The 10,539-nt window shown below is 67.1% G+C and carries 10 protein-coding genes; 5 read left to right on the plus strand and 5 right to left on the minus strand.

Annotated elements, in window-relative coordinates:
* On the minus strand, positions 1-688 hold a 688-nt coding region (locus tag AACR77_RS15590; RefSeq protein ID WP_231563262.1), incomplete at its 3' end, for a GAF domain-containing protein.
* 290 nt (positions 689-978) lie between these two features.
* Between AACR77_RS15590 and exaC the strand changes: the two genes are divergently transcribed.
* Complete coding sequence (exaC, locus tag AACR77_RS15595) at positions 979-2,496, plus strand: acetaldehyde dehydrogenase ExaC (RefSeq protein WP_042882672.1); 1,518 nt, start codon at positions 979-981, stop codon at positions 2,494-2,496.
* A gap of 51 nt (positions 2,497-2,547) precedes the next feature.
* On the opposite strand, the gene AACR77_RS15600 is transcribed toward exaC, so the two are convergent.
* Positions 2,548-3,342, minus strand: coding sequence for an AraC family transcriptional regulator (locus AACR77_RS15600; RefSeq protein WP_010673466.1), 795 nt, complete (start codon positions 3,340-3,342; stop codon positions 2,548-2,550).
* 96 nt (positions 3,343-3,438) lie between these two features.
* Here AACR77_RS15600 and AACR77_RS15605 point away from each other — a divergent pair, with 96 nt between their 5' ends.
* Complete coding sequence (locus AACR77_RS15605; protein WP_010673465.1) at positions 3,439-4,326, plus strand: DMT family transporter; 888 nt, start codon at positions 3,439-3,441, stop codon at positions 4,324-4,326.
* Positions 4,327-4,440: 114 nt separating this feature from the next.
* Here the strand turns inward: AACR77_RS15605 and AACR77_RS15610 are convergent, their stop codons facing one another.
* Entirely contained in the window at positions 4,441-5,424 is a 984-nt protein-coding gene (locus AACR77_RS15610; RefSeq protein ID WP_042882674.1) for an aldo/keto reductase, read from the minus strand.
* Positions 5,425-5,523: 99 nt separating this feature from the next.
* Here AACR77_RS15610 and AACR77_RS15615 point away from each other — a divergent pair, with 99 nt between their 5' ends.
* Positions 5,524-6,432, plus strand: coding sequence for a LysR family transcriptional regulator (locus AACR77_RS15615; protein ID WP_042882675.1), 909 nt, complete (start codon positions 5,524-5,526; stop codon positions 6,430-6,432).
* Positions 6,433-6,547: 115 nt separating this feature from the next.
* Here AACR77_RS15615 and AACR77_RS15620 read toward each other — a convergent pair whose 3' ends face one another.
* Complete coding sequence (locus tag AACR77_RS15620; RefSeq protein WP_042882676.1) at positions 6,548-7,240, minus strand: response regulator; 693 nt, start codon at positions 7,238-7,240, stop codon at positions 6,548-6,550.
* Between the two features lie 3 nt (positions 7,241-7,243).
* The gene (locus AACR77_RS15625; protein WP_042882677.1) at positions 7,244-8,809 is read right to left on the minus strand and encodes an ATP-binding protein; all 1,566 of its coding nucleotides are present in this window, start codon (positions 8,807-8,809) and stop codon (positions 7,244-7,246) included.
* Between the two features lie 258 nt (positions 8,810-9,067).
* On the opposite strand from AACR77_RS15625, the gene slyA reads away from it, so the two are divergent.
* Complete coding sequence (gene slyA / locus AACR77_RS15630) at positions 9,068-9,541, plus strand: transcriptional regulator SlyA (RefSeq protein WP_010673459.1); 474 nt, start codon at positions 9,068-9,070, stop codon at positions 9,539-9,541.
* Position 9,542: 1 nt separating this feature from the next.
* On the plus strand, positions 9,543-10,539 hold a 997-nt coding region (locus AACR77_RS15635), incomplete at its 3' end, for an HlyD family secretion protein (RefSeq protein ID WP_042882679.1).

Below are 10,539 nucleotides of genomic sequence, written 5' to 3' on the forward strand. Positions count from 1 at the left end.
GCTGGCCGAGCCAGAGCCGACCGGCCCGGTTGGCCCCGAGCAGCTCGCCCCCTTCCCCCAGCAGCAGGCGGGCAGACCAGAGGCTCTGGGGATCGAGATCCACCAGCCAGCCCGGCTGGCGGGCCAGCAGGGCGTTTTCCAAGGTCATGGCCAGGAGGCGCACGGTGCCCAGCATGTCGCCGCCGTGGTGGGCCGCATCGGTGGAGATGTCGAGCACGCCGAGCAGTTGCCCGTCCGGCCCGAGCAGGGGGCAGGCGCTGCAACTGAGAAAGCTGTGCTGGGCGAAGAAGTGCTGCGCCCCCAGCACCTGCACCTCGCTCTGCTCGGCCAGCGCGGTGCCGATGGCGTTGGTGCCCTTGCTAGCCTCCCCCCAGCGGGCGCCGCTGCGCAAAAAAATGCGCTCGGCATGGCGGGCAAACCGGTCGTCTCCGCTCACCGCGAGGATGGCCCCCTCGCCGTCACACAGCAGCAGACGACAGGGTCTGCCCGCCAGCAACTGGCCAAAGAGCGGCAGCACGAAGCGCTGGAAGCAGGCGATGAGCGTCCTGTGCTGCTCCTGGCGAGCCGACAGCTCCCCCTGGGGCAGCAAGTCCAGCTCGGCGCTCTGCTGGCGGCTCAGCCCCTGATGCAGGCAGCGCTCCCAGGAGCGCTGGATTGGGCTGGCACCGGATTGAGGCAACTCGCTCATCACACCTCCTTCTACACACTCGCGAATAGGGCCGCCTTGGGGAAGCGCCTTCATCACGTCTCCTGTTCACAAACGGCACAGTGTCACACCCGATGTTCAGAAACGGCACAGTTCGGGGGCCGCCCTGGGGGGCACTGGTTAACCAAGATACCCCTTGGCACCCCGCTTGATAACGTTTTTGCAACCTTTTTGTGTAGAGCGCCGCCCGCTGGCACGCCCCTTGCGATGACAGGAAGCAACCGGACTGCCCGCCAGGCCGGTCAGGACCACACACACATAAGGATGATGAGATGATTTATACCGCTCCCGGTCAGGCAGGTGCCCTGGTCAGCTTCAAATCCCGTTATGACAACTTCATCGGTGGCGACTGGGTGGCGCCGCGCGCCGGCCGCTATTTCGAGAACATCTCGCCGGTGGATGGCCGGGTGTTCTGCGAGGTGGCCCGCTCCGACGCCGCCGACATCGAGCTCGCCCTGGACGCGGCCCACAAGGCGTTCGCCAGCTGGAGCAAGACCAGCGTCACCGAGCGCAGCAACCTGCTGCTGCGCATCGCCGATCGCATCGAACAGAACATTGAGCGGCTTGCCGTCGCCGAGACCTGGGAGAACGGCAAGGCGGTGCGCGAGACCCTGGCCGCCGACCTGCCCCTGGTGGTGGATCACTTCCGCTACTTTGCCGGCTGCATCCGCGCCCAGGAGGGCTCCGCCGCCGAGCTGGACCAGAATACCGTCAGCTACCACTTCAAGGAGCCCATCGGGGTGGTCGGCCAGATCATCCCGTGGAACTTCCCCCTGCTGATGGCCGCCTGGAAGCTGGCCCCGGTACTGGCGGCCGGCTGCTGCAGCGTGCTCAAGCCCGCCGAGCAGACCCCGGTCACCATCATGCTGATGATGGATCTCATCAAGGACATCCTGCCCCCTGGCGTAGTCAACGTGGTCAACGGCTTCGGCGCCGAGGCGGGCCAGGCGCTCGCCACCAGCAACCGGATCCAGAAGCTGGCGTTTACCGGCTCCACCGAGGTGGGCGCCCATATCCTGCGCTGCGCCGCCGACAAGCTGATCCCCTCCACCGTGGAGCTCGGTGGCAAGTCCCCCAACATCTACTTCGCCGACGTGATGCAGCATGAGAGCAGCTACATCGACAAGGCGGTGGAAGGGATGCTGATGACCTTCTTCAACCAGGGCGAGGTGTGTACCTGCCCCTCCCGCGCCCTGGTGCAGGCCAGCATCTATGACGACTTCATGGACAAGGTGCTGGCCCGCGCCCGCACCATCGTGCAGGGCAACCCCCTCGACACCACGACCCAAGTGGGGGCCCAGGCGTCCCGCGAGCAGTTCGACAAGATCCTGAGCTACATGGAGATCGGCCGCGGCGAAGGGGCCAAGATGCTGCTGGGCGGCGGCCCGGCCAAGGTGAGCGGGCTGGAGGGGGGCTTCTACATCCAGCCCACCATCTTCTCGGGCCAGAACAAGATGCGGGTGTTCCAGGAGGAGATCTTCGGGCCGGCGCTCGGGGTCACCACCTTCAAGGACGAGGCGGATGCCCTGGCCATTGCCAACGACACCCAGTACGGGCTGGGGGCCGGCCTGTGGACCCGGGACAGCAACCTGGCCTGGCGCATGGGGCGCGGCATCCAGGCCGGCCGGGTCTGGGTCAACTGCTACCACGCCTACCCGGCCCATGCGGCCTTTGGCGGCTACAAGAAGTCGGGGATCGGTCGCGAGACCCACAAGATGATGCTGGACCACTACCAGAACACCAAGAACCTGCTGGTGAGCCACGACATCAACCCCCTCGGCTTCTTCTAAGCCCATCCCCTGATCCACAAGGGCGCCTGCGGGCGCCCTTTTTCATGCGGTTCAGGCCACGGGTTGGCCCAGTTGCTGGCGATAGCGCTGGGGGGCGCAGCCCTGTTCCCGCTGGAACATGGCGATGAAAGCCGAGGTGGAGGCGTAACCGAGGCGCCAGGCGATCTCCTGCACCGGCATCTCGCCCCGCAGCCAGTCCAGCGCCTTCACCAGCCGCAGCCGGGTGCGCCACTGGCCGAGGCTCATGCCAAGCTCCTTCTGGCAGCGCCGCGCCAGGGTGCGCTCCGTGGTGTGCAGCGCCCTGGCCCACTCCACCAGCGTGCGGTTGTCCTCCGGCGCCGCCTGCAATGCCGCCAGCAAGGGAGCCAGCAGGCGATCCCGGCTCTGGGGCAGGTAGCTCGGCTGGCAACGGGTGCGGGCCAGCTTCTCGATGAAGAGCTCACCCTGACGGGCATCCCACTCATCCTCCATGTGCCCGACCCGGCGCTGGGTGAAGTCCTCCAGCAGGGCCCGCAGCAAGGGGGTGAGCGCCAGCAGCTGGGGTTCCCGTGGCAGGCGCGGCGCCAGGGCGTGGCTCACGTAGATGGAGGTGTAATCCAGGGTCTGCTCGTTGAAGGCGGTGTGGGGCAGGTCCGCCGGCACCCAGATGAGGTAGTCCGGAGGTGCCACCAGCCGCTCTCCCCCCACCTCCACCACCATGACCCCCAGGCTGATGAGGCTGAGCTGACCCCAGGGGTGGGCGTGCTCGGCACAGGCGTTGCCCCCCTGGATCTGGCTGTAGCGAAAGTAGAGGGGGTTGGGGTCGGCCAGCAGGCGATCCTGCTCGGCCAGGGTGAGGGTGCCCATGCAGATTGTCCCAAAGCGGTTATGACATGTCTTATTTACGCTACTTACCTCGTTCAAGACAAGGCTAGACTCTCCCCATCGTACCAAGGAGTGCCTATGCCTTTTCTCTTCCCCCTGCTCGCCATCCTGATCTGGGCCGCCAATACCGTGGTCTCCAAGGCCGCCGCCGGCGTGCTGGATCCCGCCGCCATCTCCTTCTATCGCTGGGTGATCGCCGCCCTCGCGCTCTCCCCCTTCTGCCTGCCGCAGCTCTGGCGCCGCCGGGCCGACATCCGCCCCTGGCTCGGCAAGCTGCTGGTGCTCTCCCTGCTCGGCATGGTGCTCTACCAGTGCCTCGCCTACTACGCCGCCCACAGCACCTCGGCCACCAACATGGGGGTCATCGGCTCCCTGCTGCCCCTGCTCACCCTGCTCATCGGGGCCTGCTGCTTTGGCCAGAAGCCGGGCAAGCAGGCGCTGCTCGGCATGAGCCTCTCCCTGTTCGGGGTGCTCTGGCTGCTGGGTCAGGGCAATCCCCTGGCACTGCTGCACAGCGGCATCAACCCGGGCGATGGCATGATGCTGCTGGGGGCGGCCAGCTATGCCCTCTATGGCCTCTTGATCCGCCGCTGGCAACTGCCGTTCGGCCCCTGGCTCAACCTCTACCTGCAGATCCTGCTGGCAGTGCTGCTGCTCATCCCCGTGGCCCTCTCTGCCGACTCCCTGGCCATTCCCGCCCAGGGCTGGAGCATGGTGCTGTTCGCCGGCCTCGCCTCCTCCATCTTCGCCGCCTACTGCTGGATGCGCGGCCTCGCCACCCTGGGGGCGGAGCGCACCTCGGTCTTCATGAACCTGATGCCCCTGTGCACGGCCCTCATCGCCGTCATCACCCTGGGGGAGCCCATCCACGGCTATCACCTGCTGGGGGGCGGCCTCATCCTGACCGGGGTCATGCTCTCCCAGCTCAAGCCGAGGGTACGCCGTCCTCTGCCGGAAGGGGCTTGAGCCGGCCAGCACCATGAAAGAAGGGAGCCTCGGCTCCCTTTGTCATTTTCTCGCCCAGGTGGTGCCCTCAACGGAGCGAGCAGGCCAACCCGGGGCGGGCTGAGTGCGAGCCGCTCATGCGTTCACCCCCTTCATCCCCTCGGCGGTATAGCGCTCCCCCGCCACCGGCAGGGTCCGGATGGCCTGTCCCAGGGCCCCTAGCTCTGCAGGGGAGAGGCGCACCGAGAGGGCGCCGAGGTTATCCTCAAGGTGGGTCAGGCGCCGGGTGCCGGGGATGGGCACTATCCCCTCCCATTGCGCCAGCAGCCAGGCCAGGGCTATCTGCGCCGCCGAGCATCCCTTCTGCTGCGCCAGGGCCATGACCGCCTGCACCAGGGTGCGGTTGGTGGCGAGGTTCTCCCCCTGAAACCGCGGTAGACCGGCCCGAAAATCCCCCTCCTCGAACACCGCCTCCTGCTGGTAGCGCCCGGTCAGAAACCCGCGCCCCAGGGGGGAGTAGGCCACCAGACCAATCCCCAGCTCCCGGCAGGCGGGCAGCACCGCCGCCTCCACCTCCCGCGTCCAGAGGGAGTATTCGGTCTGTACCGCCGCCACCGGGTGCACGGCATGGGCGCGCCTCAGGGTGGCCTCGCTCACCTCGCACAGACCGATGCGGGCTATCTTGCCCTCCTGCACCAGCTGCGCCAGCCCGGCCATGGTCTCCTCGACGGGATGGGCCGGATCGAGGCGGTGCACATAGTAGAGATCGATCTGCTCGATGCCGAGGCGGCGAAGGGAGCCCTCGCAGCTCTGGCGCGCATAGCGGGCACTGTTGTCGAGGGTACGCCTGTACTCCCCGTGCTGGCGCACGATGCCAAACTTGGTGGCGACCTTCACCTGCCCCCGCCGGGCCGCGAGAAAACGCCCGATCAGCGCCTCGTTGTGGTGGGGGCCGTACATGTCGGCGGTGTCGAGCAGGTCGATGCCCCGCTCCACCGCCTCCGCCAGCACCCGCAAGGACGTCTCATCGTCCCGCGGCCCGTAGAATTCGCTCATCCCCATGCAGCCCAGCCCCAGGGCAGAGACCTGCAGGTTGGCTCCCAGTGTTCGTCGTTGCATCGCATTTTCTCCCTGACAAGTTGCAGGGGAGTATGGCCTTCCGAAAATGAATGAGATATAGAGATAACTGGCAACCTATCTTCCGATTATGGAAAAACCATGCACGATCCCCTGCTCTGGGACGACGCCCGCGTCTTCCTGGCCATCGCCCGCAGCGGCACCCTGAGCGGTGCCGCCCACGCCCTTCGCATGGGGGTGGCCACCGTCTCCCGGCGCCTGGACAGGCTGGAGGCGGCCCTCGGCCTGCCCCTGTTCAGCCGCCACCAGCAGGGCTATCGCCTGACCGACGACGGGGAGGCCCTGCTTGAGCGAGCCGAGGCGCTGGAACATGCGGCCCTGGCCTTTGGCGAGGCGGGGCAGTTGCAGGGACAGGTGGCCGGCACAGTGCGCCTCGCCACCGCCGAGAACCTGGCCAATCCCCTTATCATCCCCTCCCTGCCGACGCTCTTTGCCCAGCACCCCGAGCTGAGGGTGGAGCTGGTCACCGGGGTGCAGACGGTGAACCTGCACCGGCGCGATGCCGATCTCGCGGTGCGCATGGTCAAGCCCGATGCTGGCCACCTCACCCTGCGGCGCCTGGGCACCCTGGGCTTTGGCCTCTACGGGACCGGCGCCTACCTGGATGCCCGCAGCCCCGGGGTGGATGCCGCCAGCTTCGATCAGGATGACTTCATCGGCTGGAACGAAACCCAGAGCCACCTGCCCGCCGCCAGATGGATGACCCGCATGCTGCGCGGCCGCCCCTGCCGGGTGGAGACCGGCACCCTGGCGGCCCAGCTCGCCGCCGCCCAGGCCGGTCTGGGGCTCGCGGTGCTGCCCCACTACCTGGCCCGCCAGACGGATCTGGTCTGCCTGCTGCCGGAGCTCGGGGTGGATCAGCCCATCTGGCTGGTGCTCCACAGCGATCTCGCCCACTCCCGGCGGGTGCGGGCCGTGGCGGATCACCTCATCGCCCTGTTCGAGCGCGCCCGCACCGCCCTGCACCCCTTCTCGGGCGACCCCAGATAGAGGGGGCCGGGTCGCATCGGGGCGAAACAAAAGGGAGCTCAAAGGCTCCCTTTTATCTGCGCGGCCTGCGCAGCATGGTGTGCGCGGCCTCTTCGGCGTTGTGCCCGCGACGGGGTCACGACTCCCGGCGCCAGTGGTAGCGCCGCTCCGGGCGGCCACGCTGGCCGTAGTTGAGCTCCACGTCCAGCCGATCTTCTGACTCCAGAAACTCCAGGTAACGGCGGGCCGTGGTGCGACTCAGGGAGAGGCGCAGGGCCACGGTGTCGGTGGAGAAGGTGTTGTCCGGCTCCCCCGCCAGCAGATCCAGCACCTGGCGCAGGGTGATGGCGTCGATCCCCTTGGGGGTTTCCCGCGCCTCCCGACCCTGGTTGCGCGCCTTGCCCATCAGGCGGTCCAGGTCGCTCTGGGCCAACTCCCCCGGCTCGCACAGGCGGCGATGGAGGACCAGGATCTCCTCCAGGCTCTGCTGGATGCGAAACAGCCGCAGCGGCTTGATGACGTAGTCCTGCACGCCCAGGTTGAGGGCCTGCTGTATGGTCTCCACGTCGCAGGAGGCGGTCACCATCATCACCATCACCTCCCGGTTGTGGCTGCGCAGCCGGCTCACCCACTCCAGGCCCGAGCCATCGGGCAGGGAGATGTCGACCATCAGCAAGCGGGGCTCGCTCCCCACCATCAGGCGATCCGCCTCGGCCAGGGTGCCGGCCCGCCCCATCAGGGAGAACCCGGCCGTGGAGGAGACCAGCTCCCCCAACATGGCACCTATCCGCTCGTCATCCTCGATAATCAGCGTGAAGATTGGCTTCATGACTTACACCAATTGGTTTTTATTCAAATAGATACCGAACAGGGTCGTCTGCTCGGCGGTGCGGCGCCATTCTATCACGCCCCCCCGCCTGGCCACCGTCTTCTTGACCAGGAAGAGGCCGACCCCGTGATCCCCGGTCTGGCGGCTGACACCGTAGTCGAACAGGTGATCCGCCAGCGCCTCGTCCACCCCCTCGCCACTGTCCTCCACCTCGATCACCAGCCGCCGCCCCAGATCATCGAGGGAGAGCAGCACCCTGGGCGCGGCGTGCTCGCGGTTCCCCCAGGCGGCGCGAATGCCGTTGTCCAGCAGGTTGCCGATGCAGGTGATGAGATCCGCCGACACCTCGGCCGGATACTCCCCGAGGGCCGACCCCGCATCCAGCACCAGCTCCACCCCCAGCTCCCGCGCCCGGCTGAACTTGCCGAGGATGAGCCCGGCCACAGGCTTGTTCTCGATGACCCGCAGCAGATCCTGCAACATGTTCTGGCAGGCTTCGTTCTCCTGCTGGATGAGGTCTACCGCCCGATCCACGTGGCCGAGCTGGAGCAGGCCGGAGAGGCTGCTGAGCTTGTTGGCGAATTCATGGGTCTGGATGCGCAGCATCTCGCCGTACTGGCGCAGGTGGGTCACCTGCATGCCCAGGCTGCCGGTGCCGTCTGGCCGGCTGAAGATAAGCATGCGCCCCGGCTCGCGACCGCTGAGCTCCTGCCAGTGGCCGACGAAGTCATCCCCCTGCACGGTGAACCTGACCGCCCCCCCTTGCTGCAACGTGGGCACGAGGCCGGGGGCCAGCTCCGCCAGGGAGCGGCCCAGCAGGGCGTGGCGCCCGGTGCCGGGCAGTCGCAACTGATAGAAGGCGGCGCTGTTGAGCATGGTGATCCTGTGCTGGTTGTCCAGGGCCACTATCCCCTCCGAGATCCCCTCCAGCACCAGATCCTGCTGGGCGAAGCGATTGGCGATGGTTTCCGGCTCCAGATCCAGCAGGGTGCGGCGCAGCAGGTGCTGCACCCAGAGCGCCAGCAGCAGGCCGCACCCCAGCACCGCCGCGATGGCGCCGACCAGCAGGGCGATCCGCTCCTGATAGGTGCCCTCCACGGTGCGCATCAGATAACCCACCGCCACCGCACCGATGGCCTGGCCATCGGGCCCCACCACGGGAGCGAAGCAGCGGATGGCGGGACCCAGGGTGCCCACGTCCCGGGAGCAGTAGCTCTCGCGCGACTGGAGCGCAGGCCAGATGTCCTCCCCCCGGAAGGTCTGGCCCACCAGCTCGGGGGAGGGGTGGCTCAGGCGCCTGGCATGTTCGTCGGTCACCACCATGTAGGCGGCGTCGGTTCGGCTGCAGATCCCCTGCACATAATCCCGCAGCCCGGGATCGCTCCCCTTCTCCAGGGCCTGGACCACCCGGCTGTCCGCCGCCAGCACCCGGGCCAGATCGCTCCCCTTCTCCTTCAGGTTGTTCTCCAGCAGATGGCGCATGAAGAGGGCGAGCAGACAGCCCAGGATCAGGATCAGCAGCAGTGACAAGCCAAGCGAGAGGGTGACTAGCTGGTGGCGCAGTTTCATCGTTCAACCTTGCAGCGGACAGGAAAGCCCAGGGTGAGGGTGTCCCCCGGCCGGGTCAATGGCCAGCCTGGCGCACCTCAAAGGTGGCCACTCTAGCGCCTCCCCCGGCCGTTGTCGGTTAGCTGGCCCGCAAAGCCATATAAAAACTTAAACACCACGGCCCGGGCAAAAAACCTGAACGTGAGCTGTATCACACTATTTACTTAGCCTGCGAAATAAATATAATGCTTCGCAAGCTAAGTAATTGAGGTGCCCGTCATGAAAAAGGATCTGGAGATGTTGCGAGAACTCTCCCTCGCCGAGCAGCTGGGGCGACTGCACCGGCTCTGGCGCACCGTGGCCGATCTCGAGCTGGCACCTCTGGGGCTCACCCATCCCCGCTGGACCGCCCTGTGGAAACTCAGCCGCCTCGGCGGCCACCTCAGCCAGAAGACCCTGGCCGAGGCCCTGGAGATAGAGCTCCCCTCTCTGATGCGGACCCTGGGTCAGCTCGAGGAGCAGGGGCTGATCGAGCGCCACTGCTGCAGCCAGGACAAGCGGGCCCGCATCGTCACCCTGACCCCGGCGGGCAAGGCGCTGCTCGATCAGATCGAGGGCCGTATCATCGCCGTGCGCCGGGAGCTGCTCACCGGCATCAGCCAGCAGGAGCTGGCCCAGTTTGAAGACATTGTGCACCGCATCTCCGCCAACGCCCTCGGCAAGATAGCCGCACAGCATGAAGAGAGAGAATAAGATGACACCGGATCAACAATTCAAGCGCTGGATAAAGTGGGCCATCGTCTGCTTCGTCCTGGTGTTTGGCTACTTTCTGCTGGCCGACATCAAGATGCCCCTGACCCCCCAGGCCATGGCCACCCGGGTCGTCACCCGGATGGCCCCCCAGGTCAGCGGCAAGGTGGTCGAAGTCGCCGTCGCCAACAACCAGCACGTCAAGCAGGGGGATCTGCTGTTCGCCCTCGACCCGGAACCCTTCCAGCTCGCCGTGGATCAGGCCAGGCTCGCCCTGGATCAGGCCAGGCAGCAGAACCGCCAGCTGGACGCAACCCTGACCGCCTACGAGGCGGAGTACAGCTCGCTGCGCACCCAGGCCGACCAGAAACAGCGGGAAGCGGCGCGCATCGACGCCCTCTACCGCCGTCACATGGTCTCTGAACAACAGAAAGATGACGCCGACAGCGCCGCCCGTACCGCCCGTGCCAACCTGCTCGGCAGCCAGGCCCGGGTAGAGCAGGCCCGCGTCAACCGCGGCTTGCCAGGGGAAGACAACCTGCTGCTGCGCCAGGCCCGCAACCGCCTCGCCCAGGCCGAGCTCAACCTCGCCTACAGCCGGGTTCATGCGAGCCAGGACGGCATCATCACCAACCTGCAGCTCAAGCCTGGCAGCGTGGCCAATGCGGGCTCCCCTCTGCTGGCCCTGGTCTCCGAGCAGGTGGACGTGATCGCCGATTTTCGCGAGAAGAGCCTGCGCCACGTCAGCGCCGGCAGTCAGGCCCTCGTCGCCTTCGACGGCGAGCCCGGTCGCCTCTATCCGGCCCGCGTCGCCAGCCTGGATGCCGGGGTCAGCGCCGGCCAGTTTGACGCCAACGGCCAGCTTGCGAACCCTGTCGAGTCCGATCGCTGGGTGCGGGATGCCCAGCGCCTGCGCCTGCACCTGACCCTGGAGCAACTGCCCGCCCACCTGCCGGCCGGGGCCCGCGCCACGGTGCAGCTGCTGCCGGACAACACCCTGA

The sequence above is a fragment of the Aeromonas sp. ZOR0002 genome, assembly GCF_963866995.1.
In the GTDB taxonomy this organism is placed as follows: Bacteria; Pseudomonadota; Gammaproteobacteria; order Enterobacterales; family Aeromonadaceae; genus Aeromonas; species Aeromonas caviae.

Bases quoted from the DNA above. Each gene is read 5' to 3' on its own strand.
- slyA (WP_010673459.1), top strand. From the start codon at position 9,068: ATGAAAAAGGATCTGGAGATGTTGCGAGAACTCTCCCTCGCCGAGCAG.
- exaC (WP_042882672.1), top strand. From the start codon at position 979: ATGATTTATACCGCTCCCGGTCAGGCAGGTGCCCTGGTCAGCTTCAAA.
- AACR77_RS15615 (WP_042882675.1), top strand. From the start codon at position 5,524: ATGCACGATCCCCTGCTCTGGGACGACGCCCGCGTCTTCCTGGCCATC.
- AACR77_RS15620 (WP_042882676.1), bottom strand. From the start codon at position 7,240: ATGAAGCCAATCTTCACGCTGATTATCGAGGATGACGAGCGGATAGGT.
- AACR77_RS15605 (WP_010673465.1), top strand. From the start codon at position 3,439: ATGCCTTTTCTCTTCCCCCTGCTCGCCATCCTGATCTGGGCCGCCAAT.
- AACR77_RS15600 (WP_010673466.1), bottom strand. From the start codon at position 3,342: ATGGGCACCCTCACCCTGGCCGAGCAGGATCGCCTGCTGGCCGACCCC.
- AACR77_RS15625 (WP_042882677.1), bottom strand. From the start codon at position 8,809: ATGAAACTGCGCCACCAGCTAGTCACCCTCTCGCTTGGCTTGTCACTG.
- AACR77_RS15610 (WP_042882674.1), bottom strand. From the start codon at position 5,424: ATGCAACGACGAACACTGGGAGCCAACCTGCAGGTCTCTGCCCTGGGG.